The sequence below is a fragment of the Bacillus sp. AC266 genome (genome assembly GCF_979253805.1).
Genome location: NZ_CEEDEC010000001.1, coordinates 228,545 through 246,011 on the forward strand (window position 1 = coordinate 228,545; position 17,467 = coordinate 246,011).

A 17,467-nucleotide genomic window follows, 5' to 3' on the forward strand; every position below is an offset into this window, starting at 1 on the left:
TTTTATAGTTAAACAAATAAGTGATGAATTCGATTACTTATCTAAGGAGGCAATTCTCTCATGAAAAATAAACTATCTGGGGTGTTAGCCGCTACATTAGCGCTAACGATGATCCTACCAACAGGGGCGATAGCATCTTCAAGCAGTAAGACTCCGGTTGTAGCTAACCAAGAAGTTGCTAACCAAGAACTGGAGAAGATTGCGGCAGAGAAGGCTGCGCTACTCACGAAGTCCTATGGGACGACTAGCGTGCAGTATGCGCTAATTGATAATGGTAAACTTATTTTGTCGGGTCAGACAGGCAAGAACGATATGGAAGGAAAACAGCGGCTGAACAAAGATACTCTATATGGGATTGGTTCAGTCAGTAAAATGTATGCAACAGCGGCTGTAATGAAATTGGTTGACGAAGGAAAAGTCGATTTGGATGCTCCTGTCGTCCACTTTGTTCCTGATTTCAAGATGAAAGACGAGCGGTACAAACGCATTACGCCACGTATGCTGTTAAACCACTCCTCCGGCTTGCAAGGTTCCACGTTAAGTAATGCATTTTTATTTAACGATAATGATACCTATGCCCATGATGTCTTGATGCGGCAATTGTACAACCAAAGCTTGAAGGCGGATCCTGGCGCGTTCTCGGTATACTGCAACGACGGCTTTACGCTGGCCGAGATTTTGGTGGAAAGAGTCAGCGGTATGAGCTTTACCGAATTTATACATCAACGGTTTACAGAACCCTTACAGCTGAATCATACGAAAACGCCGCAGGATAAATGGGAAGACGATAAGCGGGCTGGACTCTATTTTCCGGCGTACCAAGGGAAGCTTCCCATTGAATCGGTGAATGTGATTGGTTCGGGAGGGATCTCTTCCACGGCAGAAGATATGGTACGATTCTCACAATTATTTATGGGACAGGGAAAAGGGATCCTCTCTGATAAGGCAGTCAAGGCGATGGAGCAAGAGGAATATAAAAAAGGAATGTGGCCGGGGGATGGAGGTAATATTTTCAACTATGGTCTTGGCTGGGATAGTGTGAAACTATACCCATTCAGTGAATATGGGATAAAAAGCATGGCTAAGGGCGGCGATACAACACTGCAACATGCTATACTGGTCGTGCTTCCGGAACAGAAGATGGCAGTGGCTGTGTTGTCATCCGGCGGCCAAAGCTCTACAAATCAACTACTGGCAACTGAATTACTGCTCGCCGCGCTTAAAGAGAAGGGCACAATTAAGGACATCAAGCCAAACAAATCGTTTGGCAAGCCGGTCAAGGCCAAGATGCCTCAAGACGTGACGAAGAAAGCGGGCTTTTACGGCAATAGCGAAAGTCATTTCAAAATAGAAATTACGAAGAATGGAGAACTGTTCTTACCATCTAATCGAGAAGAAAAATATGTATATACTGCGAATGGAAGCTTTATTAATGAGAAGGGTACTTCCAAGCTCAACTTCGTCACTGAGAAGAATGGAAGCACTTATTTGAAGGAGAGCACATATAAATCGACGCCAGGCTTAGGGCAAAATGTGATGACTCACTATTTAGCCGAGAAACTAGAAGACAACGTGCTATCGAAGAAAACCGCTGCCGCATGGGCGAAGCGGGAAGGCGTCAAGTTCTATCTCGTGAACGAGAAATTTAGTTCTATTGAATATCTCGTTCAACCGAAACTTATTACCACACAAATTACTCGCAAGGAAGACCTGGAGGGCTATTGGGACGGCAGAAAAATTACAGGTCCGAACACCGCGGCGCATCAGCTCCAGATCCCCGTGATGAATGGCCGTGATACGACGGAAACTCATTTCTATACAGAAGGCGGCAGTGAATATATGGAGATGGCCGGATTGTTATATGTAAGTGGATCCAACGTAAAACCGCTTGATGCAGGCCAATCATCCAAAGTTACGCTACAAGCAAATGGGCATGCGAAATGGTTTACGATCCCACAAGCGACAGCAGGGAAAACGATGAGCGTGACGTTGTCATCGAAGAGTTCATTCGCGGTGTATGATGAGAAGGGAGTATGCGTCAATTTTACCGTTGTGAGCGGCAATAACAAAGTAAAATTGCCGAAAAACGGATCGGTTGTATTTGCTGGCGCGCCGAACTCGGAATTTGCAATCACGTTGAACTAGCTACAATTCAAGATGGACTTCAACAAAACCAGTACGACACAGAAAAGGTGTTTTGCTGGTTTTGTTTGTATTTACGCATTATCTTTACGAAGAGGCTTTCCACGAATAATATCACGCTCAAACTCTGCAAGAACAGCTATCATACCAACTTTTTAGCTGTTAAGAAACTTTGCAACAGAACCAGACATGTACTCCTTCATCACTAAAAACAGCCAGTTTTGATTTTGAATTTTTTTATTTATTGACTATGAAGTAACCACATAGTTTATAGTATGAATATTATTCCTTATAGGAGGCAATATAATTAGATGGATAGCTATAAGTTAACTAAAAGTGATGTAATTAAGATTTTTAATACTACGAAAGAAACACTTCGATTCTATGAAGAAAAAGGATTAGTTCAGCCAAAGGTAGGTAAAAATAACTATAGATTGTATGGAAATGAAGACCTACAAAGAATTAGCCAAATCTTCTTTTGTAAAGATATGGGTTTTTCAATTGGAGAAATTGATTTAGTAATAAATAAGAGAAATATAATAAACAATATGAATATCTTACAGAACAAAAAAAATGAAATTGAAACTGAAATTCATCGATTTATGGAAGTGCAAAAGAAAATTACTAGGCTCCTAGATCTCCTTCAAAATAGAAGCAGAAATTTCAATAAAATTCAGAGTGTCTATTTTGAAGAAAGAAAATATTATCACATCAAAGGAGAAAATTTTAATAGTGTAAAATCCTTTTTTGATAAATTCCGTTCTATTTTTAAGCAAGGTGAACTTTTTCAAGAACAATTTATAACAATGTGTCCAATTAAGAATTTCTTCAATGATGATTTGGGACTTTCAGTTTATTATCCTGTTTTGAATGATAAAGAGATCGAGCACGTTGATATTCTTAGTATACCTGCAGGTAATTATCTTTGTGTTGATTACGTATGTACAGAAGGGCATATGGATGAAGCACGACGTCAAATATATACAAACATTAAAGACTATATAAAGAGAAATGGTTTACAGTTTAGATCATGTGATGTAATTGAATCAGATTTACACGGATTGAATCTGTTTTACCCAGAAGGACAGATAATTTTGAATATGCAAATTCCTGTTGAAGAAAAATCGAAACACCAAGAGAAATGAGCATTTATTTATGCAACACAATTTACAAGAAAATTGGAAAAATCGGCTCTTTTATCAAAATGTGTTTAGTATGATTTTTTTAAAAAGTGCTGGTAGTCCACTTACTATAAAATCATAGAATCTCTTTAAATTAATACAAACTAAAGCCAATTTGCTTAACGTGGGTTTTATGTCAATTGGTTGGCGGGCCCCTACTATAATTGGGGTCTGTGTACATGCCCATCAAATTAATCTATTTTAATACTCCATTGCCATCAAGCTAAGACTTTAAAGTACTCTTTAAATGGAAATTTTGTGTTTTTTATAGCACCGAAGTTCATTTTTATCATTTTGGGGAAGAATGTGTTTCTTAACTTTGATAGCGATGGGGTAGCACCAACAAAACACAAATTTCGTACGCTACGACAGCGTAACGATTTTATGCTACCAGTAAAAAACTGATTAGTGAGAGCTCATAATGTGCGGGGGAGGGAAACCCCCGCGAATTTAAGTTTCACTTTATAAAAAAGTAAGGACCGGTACCGCTCGTTATTGGACTATTACTTTCCCATCCATTCCTTTCAAGTAGTGGAACCGACATATTAGTTCATATGTACCGGGAGTTTCAGGTTTTACGGTAATTGTTATCTCTTTTCCTGACGGGACTTCGGCGTCAATTCCGAGCTTTTTCACAGTAAAGGTGTGATCTCTATTTCCTTTGTTTTTCAATAGTAACGTCGTCGTTTTCCCAGCCGGAACAGTGATGATACTCGGATTAAAGTAATCATCATTCAATTCAACCTCAATAGGCTGTCTCACAACGTCGGATTCGGCAAATACACGGAGCGAACCTAAAGTAGTCATAACTACAATCATCGCAAGTGAAATGATTAATCCAGTTAATAGCTTTTTCACAGACATTCGTAATCCCTCCTTTCCTAAGCACTAGTGTTTTCAAATTACTAAAATATTATCAATATAAATGGGGTTTAGGCGTGGCTTAAATAGTAATTCTTTCGGCAACTCCTACTAACCAAGTACTAATTGGAATAGGATTTGGGTAAATAAAAAAAGCCTCCACTACTGTGGAAGCTTCTCCAAATGATGTGCAATATCAATATACATATCGGAATAAACCGAATGGATTTCATTACTAGGCGCAGCGTTAGAAGAGAAGTGGACGATTACCATACTTGCTTTCGGATCGATGTAAAGGGTTTGTCCGTAACTGCCTAACACTTCGAAAGCACCTTGTTCATTGTGCGGAATCCACCATTGATTATGATAAGAAATGGAAGCACCATGACCAATTGCGAGCTCACCTACTTGTACATTTTTCACACTTTCTGTAATAGAAGAAGGGACGATTTGTTTTCCGCTATATTGACCATTATTTAATAGTAATTGTCCGAACCTCGCCATATCTCTAGCAGTTGCATTTAAGCCAGCGCTTGCTTGTTCTACTTTTGTTTCATCTGTAACGTAATACGCGTTTTCTTCCATACCAATTTGAGACCAAATTCGTTCGCTTACATTTTCAGCTAACGATTTCCCTGTAATCGTTCGGATAATCCAAGCGAGTGTTTCAGTTGATCCGTTATTGTAAGAAAAAGCTGAACCAGGTGGTGCAGTTTCTTCTGCTTCTAGTAACATATCATAAATTTTCATAGGCCCCTCGTAATTTTTACCTCGGGGTAAAATATTACTAGCTAAATATAGTTGTGCATCTTGATTTTCTAGTCCTAGCTGCATATATCCGTGAGTAGGGTATTCAGCGGAAACTTGCATGTCCAGTAATTGCTGAAGTGTTGCTTTTCCAAACGGTGTATTTTTTAATTCTTTTATGTAAGTGTCAGCTGTTTTCTCTACATCAATAAGATTTTCTTCAGCGAGAGATTGTATGATTGCACCAGTAAACACCTTTGCTAATGATGCCATTCCATGAGGTTCACTCTCGTTATATCCATTGAAATATCGTTCATAAACAAGTTGACCATTATGTACAACGACAAAAGCATCTGTTTTGTTTTCGTCTAAAAGTTTTTTTAGAGGAGTCTTATTTCCAAATCTACGCTCCACAGCAAAATCGTCTAAGTTTTGTAACGCGGTAGGGAAGGGAGCAACTTGGTCAGGGATGTTTTTTACTTCATTTATTAAAGTGAATTCTTTCATATGTGTATACGACCAGCGTAAGTAAGGATCGTCCAACCAGTTTTCTTTTGTGACATTTGCTTTAGTGGGGGTCGTTTTATTATTTTTAAAAAAAGTAAACCCAAGCCCTGTAACTACGAATAGTAATACTAGTAACAGTAATAGCAGGGGAGATTTCTTTACATTCATATAGGTACCTCCTTTAGTTTCTATTATAAGTATACGCTCGTCTTAAAATAAATACAAAATAAGGAAAGTAAACGGGTAAGTTTACTTTCCTTATGAACGTTAAGCAGATATTTGTCCGTCTGTACTTTGTTTCTTGAATTTTTGTTTTCGTCCGTGTAATCCATAATATAGAAGTAAAGTGAACGCAACGATAATAGCTGCGATAAAATACATATTATGATAACTTGATTTGGCAGCGACTATACCTAAAATGAAAGAACCGAAGCCAATGCCACTATCAAAGAACGAGTAGTAAGTAGCTGTCGCAGAACCACGTCGATGGTTTGGAGCGGCAGAAATTGCAATCGTTTGGAAACTTGGAATTAATGTTCCGTATCCTAAACCGATTAACATACCTGCGCCAAGGAACCAAAATGAAGTTTGCGCTTGGCTTAAAATGAACATCCCAATTGTGAAAATAATAATAGCGGGATAGATAAGTACATTTTCACCGAAACGATCAAATATTTTCCCTGTAAATGGACGAGAAATGACCACAACAAGTGCGTATAAAATAAAGAAGTAACTTGCAATTTCGCTTAAACCGAGCTCTTTCGCATAAATAGGAATAAAGGATAAAATGCCACTATAAGAAAAGGCTAAAACAAATCCTGTTAGAGCGATTGGAATAGAAGATGGTTCAATTAAGTCTTTCCATTTCATTTTTTCTCGTTTTTGTTTGTTTACTGGTGCTTCATGCGGAATATTGACTAGTAATCCTAATAAAAATGCGAGTAATGAAAATACTGAACAAACGATAAATAGTACAGTAAATGAAAAATGAGAAATAATTGTTAAACCTAAAAAAGGACCAATTACCATCGGTAGACTCATAAATACGCCGTAATAAGCAAGTGCTTCGCCGCGTCTATGAGCTGGTGCTACATCAGTTACAATTGTTCCAGTTGCTGTTGTTGCCATTCCGAATCCAATACCATGTAAGAAGCGAAGGGCAAGTAATAAAAATAAACTTTGCGTACCGAAATACATAACGGTAGCGGCTAAAAATAGTGAAAGTGAAATAAATAATATTTTCTTTCTTCCTAAATCATCGAGCCATTTTCCTGTGAATGGTCTACATAAAACAGATGAAATAAGAAAAACAGTTGCAACTAAACCAATTTCCTCAGGTTTTCCTTTTAGGCTGTCTATAACATAGACAGGCAGAGTAGTCATAAGCATGTAAAATGTTAAAAAGAGAAACAGACTACTAAAACAAGTTCCGAGGAAATCCTTCGTCCAAAGTTTTTCACTTTGCATCGTCATCCCTCCATATTAATGATCTAAATTTTTGATGATTTGTTGTAACAATTGAAAAGCTTCATGTAAGTCTTCTTCTTTAATACCTTCTAGCGTCTTTTCTTCAAAAGAATCAACTTCTTCTTGCCATACTGGAATCATTTCTATTGCTGTTTCCGATAAGGAAATGAGCTTCTCACGGCGATCTTTTCCTTCCGTACGAATAATCCAGCCCATCGTTTCCATACGTGTTAACGTACGAGTCATCGTTGGTGATTCAACATTTAAATATTGACATAATTCTGTTTGGGTACAAGATCCAGTTTGATTAATGCGGAAAATAACAGCCCATTGCGCACTAAATAATCCTGTTGGAGATACACGTTCATTAAATTTCTTCGTAAACTTACGAGAAGTTTGACTGACAATGTGGAAAAAATGTTGTTTTTCGTCCATGTATTTTGATCCTTTCAAATTAGTTACCTAGCTAACTATATACCTTTTTATTTTACTTGTCTAGTAATAGACATGTTGTTTTATGTGGAAATTTCGTATAGATTTTGTATTGAGAACGTACATTCTACATGGTATTCTTTAATTAAGTAAAGAATTTTCTTTCTATTAAATAGAATGGGGGAACTTGTGATGATTAAGCCTGCAACAATGGAGTTTGTTTCACTATCGAACGGAGAAACGATTGCGTATCAGGAAGTTGGAAGGCAAAATACAGAAATTCTTGTACTCATTCACGGGAACATGACATCGTCACAACACTGGGATTTAGTTATTGAAAAGTTGCAAGATCAATACCATATTTACGCTCTTGATTTAAGAGGATTTGGCCAATCAACATATAATCAATCGATAGATTCATTACAAGACTTTGCAAGAGATGTAAAACTATTTATCGATCAATTAAAACTAGAAAAATTTTCATTAATGGGCTGGTCAATGGGCGGTGGTGTTGCGATGCAATTTACAGCGAATCATCCAACATTTGTCGAAAAGTTGATTTTAGTAGAATCAGTGGGAATGAAGGGATATCCAATTTTTAAAAAAGATATTAACGGGCAACCGATCGTATCAAGTTTAGTAAAGACGAAAGAAGAAATCGCGCAAGATCCAGTACAAATTGCTCCAGTGCTAGATGCGATAAAAAATATGAATAAATTATATTACCGTACAGTATGGAATCTATTAATATATACACATAATCAACCTGAACCGGATCGTTATGAAAAGTATTTAGATGATATGTTAACGCAACGTAATTTCGTAGATGTGAATTACGCGCTCATTACATTTAATATTTCGGATGAACATAACGGGGTTGTAGAGGGAAATAAGCAAATTCATCATATTAAAGCTCCAACACTCGTCATACAAGGTGACAGAGATTACGTCGTACCGCAAGTAGTCGGTGAGGAATTAGCAAAACATTTGCCAAATGCAGAGTTGAAGATATTAGAAGATTGCGGACACTCACCGTTTATAGATTGTTTAGATGTATTTATAAAACATGTTGAGGATTGGTTAGACAATAAATAATTCCCGAAATATAAAACTTGCATATACTATAGCATTTGTATGTATAAGGGGAGAGAGTCAATGCATAATCCATTTTTAATATATCATTCTCCATATAATGATCATCAATATATAAAAATAATTATAAATCCGATGTATATGCAAGTTTCACCAGCTGTAGTTCCTTTGCAAGTGCAGCAATCAATGGTCCATACACATCCGATTTTATTTGGGCCTTCATTTTATGAAAATCCATATTTTAAGCATTTTCATTACAATGTGAAAGCGCAAGTATGGGAAGGATAAGAAGCTAAAAGGTTCATTCTTTTAGCTTCTTTTTTATTATGAATATTCGTACACGCATTTGAAGAAACAGTTTATAATGAAAAGTGGAAAGCGTGAGAAGGAGAGGGAAAGGGATGTCGATGCGTTTTACTTTTTGGATTATGGTTGGAATTGTAGCAATCTCAGGTTTGTCACAAGGGATGCTTTTACCGACCATTGCAATGATTTTTGAACAAGAAGGGGTTAGTTCAAGTATTAACGGTATTCATGCGACGGCATTATATATTGGGATATTAGTTATTTCACCGTTTCTTGAAAAACCGATGCAAAAGTTTGGAATGAAGCCAATTATCGTTATTGGTGGGTTTCTCGTTATTATTTCATTATTCTTTTTTACACAAACTTTTTCATTTTGGGTATGGTTCGTTCTTAGATTTCTAGTTGGAGTCGGAGATCATATGCTTCATGTCGGAACACAAACATGGATTACGACAACATCAGACCCGAGTAAAATAGGTAGACAAGTATCGATATACGGTGTATTCTTCGGAATTGGTTTCGCAGTTGGCCCGTATTTAGCAAGCACTGTTCAGTACGGTCTTGCAACACCATTTATCGTATCTACTATACTTTGCTTAATAGGATGGCTTTTACTACTACCAACGAAAAATGCATTTCCAGCACAAGATGAGGCAAAAACTGAAAGTAAATCATCCTTTTCCCGTTATAAACAAGTCGTTGGATTAGCTTGGATTGCGCTAATTGGTCCGCTCGCATACGGCGTACTTGAAGCGATGTTAAATAGTAACTTACCAGTATACGCACTTCGCAAAGGATGGTCTGTATCGGAAGTTTCCTTCTTATTACCAGCATTCGCAGTTGGGGGCATTATTACACAAATCCCGCTCGGTATATTAAGTGATAAATACGGGAGAGACCGTATTTTAACGTGGACGTTCAGTGTAAGTACGGGCATTTTCCTACTTGCAGCAGTATTTGATCAATATTACTGGATCGTCTTTGCATGTATGCTTATAGCAGGTATGGTCATTGGCTCGTGCTTCTCACTAGGGCTTGGATTTATGACAGATTTATTACCGAGACACTTACTACCAGCGGGTAATATATTATCCGGAATCGCCTTTAGTATAGGAAGTATTATGGGACCTGTATTAGGAGGCGTATTTATAGAAAAAATACAGTATACAAGCTTTTTTATTGCGGTTATGATTATAATGGGAATTCTCGCAATGGTATATATGGTCTACATGAAGAATCAATTCGCATCAAGAAAAATAGAAAGTAGGTTAGGGCATGACAAAACAACCTAATAAAAAGAAATTTGAAGTACTCGAAAACGAAACAATTACAGACTGCTTAGCACGTATGGAACAAGAAGGCTATGCACCGTCTCGTCGCATGGAAGAACCAATCTTTCATGAAGTGAAGAAAAACGGCAAAACAGAAGTTGAACCATGCGGTAGAAAAATTGTTTTTGAGGGGAAATTGAAGTAATCAAATAACAGATTTTCTTTTTGATACAGAACAAGCCATCCAATTCATCCTCTATGAATTGGATGGCTTGTTTTTTTACACTTGATCAGTGAAGGAAAATATATTTTCTGGGAAGAACGAAAAGACATGCCCAATTCTTCTAAATCCTGTTTTCTAGACTGTAGCTTCATGTAGAAAACTTTGCAACAGAGCCTTTATTTATTGTTTTTGCTAAAACTTATGTACAATTCACAGTGCGAAACAACACATATAAAATGCCACTTCCTTTTTCATTTCTCCTAATGGGCTTCTTTATATGGATCGCAGAAAATATTGCTACTTTTTTCGTATATTGATAAAATAAGTTCTTGGGTCTTACTCGTTGTTATCAGTATAATGATTGTCGCTCAACTTAAAGAAATTAGTTACACAGATTTCGCACTATCTAAAGAGGGGACGGCAGCGATTCCCTCTTTTTGGAGCCACTCACAAACGTAAAGCAAGAGAGGAGGCTATATGAACTATTCTCCTCTCTTGTTTAGATTAACCAGCTACTACAATTGGAACAGGTATATCAAGTTCAATATCTGGAGGATGTTGATTGGAACCTAGTCGACATCCTGGTGGATAATGTTTTTCTAGCAATCTATCAATTCTGATGGAATCGATAGATTGTTAGAAAGTGGAAAAAAATATCCGTATATTCCGAAGCAGATGTAACAGAGTGTCCTTCCATAATTAAGTGTAAAACCAAAATACGTTGTTTTAAAAAGTTATTTGTTAGAACTGGTTATAAGTAGTAAAACAGAAAAGAGGATTACATGTTACATAATTTACAGAGAAGTAAAAGAATTTTTTTATTATGTCTTATTTTTTTAGTGCTTTTAACCGCGTGTGGTAATACGGATGTTAAGACATCTAAAGCTTCATTACCACCGGCTCAATCAAATATAGATAAATCCTTAAAAGCACCAAATTGGGTAGATAAAAGTCCTATTCAACAATCTCCTAATTTTACGGAAGATAAAAAAGTAAAATCGGTTGTGAATTTAATAGCAACGGGTGATAATTTATACCATGACGCAGTAATTAAAGATGGCAAACAAAAAGACGGTTCATATGATTATAACTATATTTATGAAAATATCAAAAAAGCTGTTAAATCAAGTGATCTTGCTATAGTGAACCAGGAGACCCCGATTGCAGGAAATAATTTAAAAGTACAGGGATATCCTACTTTCAATACACCTGAAGAAGTAGGTCAATCTTTAGTGGATACTGGATTCAATATAGTGACTCAAGCGACAAATCACGCTATGGATATGGGTATTAAAGGTGTTGCGAATACAAGAGAATACTGGAAGAAATATCCGGATGTTATCCCGGTAGGCATTAATGAGAGTCAAAACGAGCGCAATGAAATAAAAACGATTACAAAAAATGGGATTCGTTTTGCATTACTTAATTATACATATGGTACGAATGGAATTAAAATTCCAGCTGATAAGTCTTGGGCATTAAATTTAATTGATAAAAAAGCGATACAAAATGATGTGGAAAAGGCAAAGAGTAGTTCTGATATGGTGATTGTTATGGTGCATTGGGGAGTTGAATATACCTCTACACCTTCAAAACAACAAAAAGAAGTTGCTCAATATTTAACAGATTTAGGTGTAGATGTAGTAATTGGAAATCATCCACATGTAATTCAACCAATTGAGTGGAAACAAAATAAAGATGGACATCAAACGCTAATCTATTATTCTCTTGGAAATCTTATTTCTGCTCAAGAAAAATTAGAAACATTGGTTGGAGGATTATCTTATATACAATTTGTTAAGTATGAAGATAAAACTTTTGGTATACGACAAGCGGCACTCGTACCGACAGTAACCGACTATGCTGATGGTAAGAAACAATTTAAAATTCAATTTTTAAAAGATTATTCGGATGAAAATTCTAAAAATCATGGGATTAAAAAATTTGTAGGTCCCGTTTCTTTGAAGGATTTCAAGGATATTCCTAGAGATGTGTTGGGAAATTGGTATAAAGACTAATAAACAAAAAGGGAATGAGATACAATTAAAAAATTTATAATTTTAGCATTGGTATTGACATTGGGATGGAGCCTTGCTGCTTGTAGTGGAAAACAAACATCTCAGGAAACTACTAATAATAACGATAAAAATAAAAATGAGATAAATGCGAATAAAAAAGATGTTTTACCTATCTCTGATCTTAATGATTGGAGAATTATTCTTGTAAATAGAGAACATATGTTATCAAAGGAACTAGGGATTGAATTAACAAGTATCACTCAAAATGCTAAGCCAAATATGAAAATCGATAGCAGAATTGCAACTTCCTATCAGGATATGGTAACAGCTGCAAAAAAAGAGGGAATCAATCTTTATTTAAGATCAGGTTATCGAGCTATAAAATTACAACAAACTTATTATGATGCTTCAGTTAAAAGCTATAAATCTCAAGGTTTGTCGGATAAAGAGGCTAGTGCTAAGGCATTGGAATATCTTCAGTATCCTGGTGCAAGTGAACATCACACTGGATTAGCATTAGATATTATTTCAGTTGAATGGCAGAATACTGTAGAAGATTTAAATGCAAAATTTGAAACGACTGATGCATTCAAATGGTTAGATAAGAATGCTGCAGAGTATGGGTTTATTCTCCGCTATCCAAAAGATAAAGAGAATATTACTGGCATTAAGTATGAGCCATGGCATTATCGTTATGTAGGAAAAGAAGTTGCTGTTTATCTAAAAGAAAAAGGATTAACTTTAGAAGAGTATTGCGAAAAAATTAATCCTAGCAAGTAAAAATACAATTTGCTTCTATTAAAAAGCCATATCTGGTGGAAGTATTAACCTTCCTCCTAGTATTGCGAAAACGGTGTATGATAATTTGAGCACGTATGAACCAGTTATCGTATGAAAAGATATATGTATCAAGAAATTAAATTTATAAAAGAAGCAGTGAAAAAGGATCTGATATTCATATCAGATTCTTTTTCATTCGTAACATAGAATACTTGCTTACTGTATCTGCTTAACTAGGCTTTAGAGACTGCCTACTTTCCAGATGCTACAATATTAACCTCGCCATCTTTTTTGTTTTGGATGTTAGCTTTTCTTAGCTTGATAGACATGTGGAGGTAGCCCAAACACTGCGATTGGTAGTGTTTTTTATTTGTTAGCATCTTACAAATTTTGTTAAGATGAAATAGTTGGTGTAGGGAAAATATTTTAGGAGCTGAATAGGGTGAAGAGATATTTTGTTAATAATCGACATAAGAAAGTACACATCACAGAATGGGGTAATAAGAAAAATTCGGTTATCTTTTGTTTACATGGGTTAGGTGGCTCTAGTCTTACTTTTATAGAAGTGGCTGACAAACTAAAAGATGAGTATAGATTTGTTACATGTTTTGTGCAACTAACAAATCAGATGATGTTCACTATTGCTTTCATTTCTGCAATAACGAATTCAATAGATGATAGAACGTATATTTGGTATAATTGAAACATACTACTTAAAATGATGCACATGAGTTATAAAATTTATGTAAAGAGGTAAGGACTACATAACAATAACTAAATTTAAAAGTTCTAGTACATATAAGATTCAGTTCATGTTAAGCAAATTCATTATCAGAAAGGAAAAGATGTAATGAATCAAATTTCATTTGAAGATTTATTTGAAGAGGAAAAAGAAACGGTGGAGGTTGCTGAGATACCAGTACCTTTATCGCCATTGCAACAAGATATATTGGGATTATTTAATTCTGAAGAAATAAGTGCACTTGAGCTATGTGAACAATTAGTACGAGCTGGTAAAATACCCGATGAAAGATTCACTACGAATAAGCCGAAAGCATATGGACAAGTATGCTTACTATTAGAAGGTTTTGTTAAAGAAGGAAAGCTGGTTTTTGTCAAAAGTGATGAGAAAAGAGATAGGGTATATAAAGTGAAACTTTAATCAGTGGGGGGCATCCCCACTGATTATTAGCCTACACCAATCGGGCGTTTACGGGCAGCTATTCTCCCACCTAACTTCTTTGCTCCAGCCGAATTTTGAGGTGGGAGTCTTACTGCCCACAAATAGCGGGATAAAATGAAAGAAGAAGTTTCTAACACATAAGTTGTACAGGGGATAGTAAAGAAATAAGGATGAAGCATCATTAAGCATGTAAAGAAAAGTTAAAGTTATGTAGGGACTAGGTTTAAACGGCCTAGTCCCTTATATAAGTGGGAAATGTAAATAATATTTTTTGTTTGGCTTTTTCTTCGCGTTGCCATGTTATCCTTTAATAAAGCGATAAATGAAACTAAAACTTAATCACGTGAGGTTAGTTTTAAATGATAAAGAAATTTACTAGAGTAGTATTAACTGCAGTTATGCCAATCGGTCTTATTACCGGTTGTGGGGCTACTGAAAAAACTGAAGTACAAGAGCCGAAAGCGGTACAAGCGGAGAAAAAGGATTATACGGATTACTCATATGGTAGCAAAGGTATATTAGTAAGCGGCAAAGCGAAAGAACGTCAACAATACGAGATTGGGTATATGGATGATAACAAGTTAATTGGGATCGATGAAAATATTGAGGACTGTATTATTTTAGATAATAAAGATGAAGCAGGTTACATTTGGAAACAAATAGAGCGCGGATCTATTATTGAAGTGCAATACGGTAAGGACCGCAACGACATCGTAGGCGTACAATTAGTAGGAGATCGTGAGCCATACGAAATTAGTGACAAGTTTGATCGAAATACGATAAACGAGATTGTTGGAAAAGTTAAAGGTAATTTGTAATAGATGTATTTTGCTAGTATATGATCTATTATCATGACATGGCGAATCGCATACATAAAATTTGAAATCAACGGCATTTTTAATATGAAAATGCCGTTGATTTATTTTAAAAAGTAAATGGTATTCTATAATCTTGTAGAAAAATACGTATTAAAAAATGCACTAATAAATTATTCCCCTTTTATTTATGACGATCGCCGTAAGGTCATTGCCCAAAATAAAAGAGCACAAGCACTAACGGATGCACCTAATATACAAACTCCGTTCCATCCGTAGCTTGCATAAATGTTTGTGGAAAGAATTGCACCTGTTGCACTGCCGATAGAATAAAAAATCATGTAACTGGCAGTGAGGCGACTTCTCGCTTCTGGACGCACTGTGAAAAGCATACTTTGATTGGTGACATGTACAGCTTGCACAGCTAAATCTAAAAGGATAACACCGATAACTAGTAGGAATAGAGAATGGTTCATTAATTTAATTAGGAGCCATGAAAGTAATAATAAGGATAAGGCTATGCCAGTAGTTCTCTCTCCGAATCCGCGATCAGCAAGTTGTCCGGCTTTAGTGGCAGCTAATGCACCAGCAACTCCAGCAAGACCAAATGCTCCGATAGCTGTATGTGATAGATTATATGGTGCAACACTTAGAGGTAAAACTAATGAAGTCCATAAAATACTGAATGAAGTAAAAATAAGCAATGCTAATATTCCGCGAATACGTAAAATCCTTTCTTCTACAAATAATAAGAGAACAGAACGTAATAATTTACGATAGGTCATAGCTGTTTTTTTATGTTCAAGACTAGGTAAATTACGATATAACAAACCAATTACGAAGAGCATAAGTACAGCAGAGGTGAGATAAACGGAACGCCATCCCGCTAGATCTGTTAATGTTCCGGCAAATGTACGTGCAAGTAGAATTCCTATTACGACACCACTCGTGACGAAACCTACTATTCGCCCACGGTCTTTTGGGTTAGCTAAAATGGATGCGTATGCGACGAGTGTCTGCGTAACAGTCGCAAGAATTCCGACTAAGGCCATACCTATAAAAAGTACGGTACTGGAAGGAGCGACTCCGACCACAATTAAAGCGAAAACGGATAAAAGCATTTGAACAATGATAAGTCTTTTTTGGTTTAACAAATCACCAAGTGGAACTAATAAAAGTAATCCGAGTGCATAACAAACTTGAGTAATCGTAATAACGACACCAATAGTTGAATGGTTGATCTTAAATGCATTTGATAAAGAATCAAGTAGAGGATGAGCGAAGTATATATTCGCCACAGCCATCCCGCAAGCTATTGAAAATAATAGAGTTATATAGCGGGGCATGATTGTATTGATAGGTGATTGGAACTGATCATTATTCTGTGTAAGAGCAGCTGTCATTTTTTCTTTAGTATCCATAATATCATCTCCTTTTGTTATTAAAATAATGTACCTAACGGTATGTTATTTCGTAAGTCAAATATAATCAGGGATAAGTTACTATGTCAAGTGAATTGTAAATTAAATTCAGTTTCTTTTGACATATCATTTATAATTTAATACGATATATAATATACTGATTAGTACATAAAAACGTGATTTATAATTTAGAAAACAGGTGAAAAAAGAGGAGGGATTAAATGGCTCGACTACGTGAATTTGATAAAGAAAAAGCTTTGGATGCTGCTATGCAACTTTTTTGGGAGAAAGGATACGCTGCTACTTCATTAAGTGATCTAACTGCTAAAATGGAAATACAAAGACCGAGTTTATATGCAGCATTTGGTGATAAAGAAGGGCTGTTTGAAGCTGCATTACGGAGATACACGAATTTACACGCAGCTAGCATTCGAACAAAACTTCAAAAAGAACAATCTGTAAAAGAGGCCATTCGTATATTTTTTGAAAATATGGTGGAAGAGGAATATAAAAAAGAATCAAATAAAGGCTGTTTTTGTATTAACACAATGGTTGAGATTGCCCCTCATAATGAAAAATTTGAAGTGCTGACTAGAGAACATCAAATGTATCTTTCAGTTATATTTCAAGAATTAATTACTAAAGGAATTCAGTCTGGAGAACTGCAAAGTGATGTGAATGCTAAAGCATTGGCACAAACGCTAGTCACTTCATTAATTGGATTAACGGTGTTAATGAAATCTCGCCCAGAACGTTCAGTTGTAGATAATTCGGTATGTATAATAGTATCGTTATTAAAATAACTTTTGCAAAAATGTCTTTCAATTATACGTTTTTTGAATGAGATGCTCATCAGAAGATGGAAACTATAGTGGAAAATAATTAAATTTGATTTTAAAAAAGTCGATTCCTTATTGAGGTAAGAAATCGACTTTTTATAATAGCTTCAGAGTCGAATATACTGTGAAAGTAATAGTGAGAAAAGAAGTAGGCGGCAACTATCGGATCATGAGATAAACTT

At 35.9% G+C, this 17,467-nt stretch carries 16 protein-coding genes and 2 pseudogenes; 13 read left to right on the forward strand and 5 right to left on the reverse strand.

Annotation, left to right across the window (positions count from 1 at the left end; genetic code table 11):
• Positions 1-60 precede the first annotated feature (60 nt).
• Together AC0IXC_RS01205 and AC0IXC_RS01210 are read left to right on the forward strand one after the other, a co-directional pair.
• Positions 61-2,145, forward strand: a complete 2,085-nt coding sequence (locus AC0IXC_RS01205) for a serine hydrolase domain-containing protein (RefSeq protein WP_471652472.1) — start codon at positions 61-63, stop codon at positions 2,143-2,145.
• A 308-nt stretch (positions 2,146-2,453) separates the two neighbouring features.
• Positions 2,454-3,287, forward strand: a complete 834-nt coding sequence (locus tag AC0IXC_RS01210; RefSeq protein ID WP_471652473.1) for a MerR family transcriptional regulator — start codon at positions 2,454-2,456, stop codon at positions 3,285-3,287.
• 528 nt (positions 3,288-3,815) lie between these two features.
• On the opposite strand, the gene AC0IXC_RS01215 is transcribed toward AC0IXC_RS01210, so the two are convergent.
• The 4 genes from AC0IXC_RS01215 to AC0IXC_RS01230 form a co-directional block, all read right to left on the reverse strand.
• Positions 3,816-4,187 (reverse strand): cupredoxin domain-containing protein, encoded by a 372-nt coding sequence (locus AC0IXC_RS01215; RefSeq protein ID WP_341085566.1) that lies wholly within the window; start codon positions 4,185-4,187, stop codon positions 3,816-3,818.
• Positions 4,188-4,346: 159 nt separating this feature from the next.
• On the reverse strand, positions 4,347-5,606 hold the full coding sequence (locus AC0IXC_RS01220) for a serine hydrolase domain-containing protein (protein WP_215589916.1): 1,260 nt from the start codon (positions 5,604-5,606) through the stop codon (positions 4,347-4,349).
• A gap of 99 nt (positions 5,607-5,705) precedes the next feature.
• Positions 5,706-6,905: an MFS transporter gene (locus tag AC0IXC_RS01225; RefSeq protein ID WP_002128166.1), complete on the reverse strand. Its 1,200-nt coding sequence runs from the start codon at positions 6,903-6,905 to the stop codon at positions 5,706-5,708.
• A 15-nt stretch (positions 6,906-6,920) separates the two neighbouring features.
• Positions 6,921-7,340, reverse strand: a complete 420-nt coding sequence (locus AC0IXC_RS01230; RefSeq protein ID WP_002013810.1) for a MarR family winged helix-turn-helix transcriptional regulator — start codon at positions 7,338-7,340, stop codon at positions 6,921-6,923.
• A gap of 174 nt (positions 7,341-7,514) precedes the next feature.
• Between AC0IXC_RS01230 and phaZ the strand changes: the two genes are divergently transcribed.
• From phaZ to AC0IXC_RS01280, 10 genes and pseudogenes are all read left to right on the forward strand, one after another.
• Positions 7,515-8,432, forward strand: a complete 918-nt coding sequence (gene phaZ, locus AC0IXC_RS01235) for an intracellular short-chain-length polyhydroxyalkanoate depolymerase (RefSeq protein ID WP_002013809.1) — start codon at positions 7,515-7,517, stop codon at positions 8,430-8,432.
• 60 nt (positions 8,433-8,492) lie between these two features.
• The gene (locus tag AC0IXC_RS01240; RefSeq protein WP_193653694.1) at positions 8,493-8,717 is read left to right on the forward strand and encodes a hypothetical protein; all 225 of its coding nucleotides are present in this window, start codon (positions 8,493-8,495) and stop codon (positions 8,715-8,717) included.
• 113 nt (positions 8,718-8,830) lie between these two features.
• Entirely contained in the window at positions 8,831-10,027 is a 1,197-nt protein-coding gene (locus AC0IXC_RS01245; RefSeq protein WP_002142467.1) for an MFS transporter, read from the forward strand.
• Positions 10,011-10,211: an NETI motif-containing protein gene (locus AC0IXC_RS01250; protein WP_000166305.1), complete on the forward strand. Its 201-nt coding sequence runs from the start codon at positions 10,011-10,013 to the stop codon at positions 10,209-10,211. Before AC0IXC_RS01245 ends, AC0IXC_RS01250 begins: the two co-directional genes overlap by 17 nt.
• Before the next feature lie 194 nt (positions 10,212-10,405).
• Positions 10,406-10,688 (forward strand): annotated as a pseudogene (locus tag AC0IXC_RS01255) (DUF817 family protein); the annotation flags it as partial.
• Between the two features lie 323 nt (positions 10,689-11,011).
• A complete protein-coding gene (locus tag AC0IXC_RS01260; protein WP_063218236.1) occupies positions 11,012-12,247 on the forward strand; it encodes a CapA family protein in 1,236 nt (411 codons plus the stop codon).
• A gap of 48 nt (positions 12,248-12,295) precedes the next feature.
• Complete coding sequence (locus AC0IXC_RS01265; RefSeq protein ID WP_033709263.1) at positions 12,296-13,027, forward strand: M15 family metallopeptidase; 732 nt, start codon at positions 12,296-12,298, stop codon at positions 13,025-13,027.
• Positions 13,028-13,469: 442 nt separating this feature from the next.
• Positions 13,470-13,631 (forward strand): annotated as a pseudogene (locus AC0IXC_RS01270) (alpha/beta fold hydrolase); the annotation flags it as partial.
• 246 nt (positions 13,632-13,877) lie between these two features.
• Positions 13,878-14,189, forward strand: coding sequence for a DUF3895 domain-containing protein (locus tag AC0IXC_RS01275; protein WP_002190151.1), 312 nt, complete (start codon positions 13,878-13,880; stop codon positions 14,187-14,189).
• Positions 14,190-14,569: 380 nt separating this feature from the next.
• On the forward strand, positions 14,570-15,028 hold the full coding sequence (locus tag AC0IXC_RS01280; protein WP_002190150.1) for a hypothetical protein: 459 nt from the start codon (positions 14,570-14,572) through the stop codon (positions 15,026-15,028).
• Between the two features lie 185 nt (positions 15,029-15,213).
• On the opposite strand, the gene AC0IXC_RS01285 is transcribed toward AC0IXC_RS01280, so the two are convergent.
• A complete protein-coding gene (locus tag AC0IXC_RS01285) occupies positions 15,214-16,446 on the reverse strand; it encodes an MFS transporter (RefSeq protein WP_131245476.1) in 1,233 nt (410 codons plus the stop codon).
• Positions 16,447-16,667: 221 nt separating this feature from the next.
• On the opposite strand from AC0IXC_RS01285, the gene AC0IXC_RS01290 reads away from it, so the two are divergent.
• A complete protein-coding gene (locus AC0IXC_RS01290; protein WP_002142459.1) occupies positions 16,668-17,249 on the forward strand; it encodes a TetR/AcrR family transcriptional regulator in 582 nt (193 codons plus the stop codon).
• The last annotated feature ends 218 nt before the right edge of the window (positions 17,250-17,467 follow it).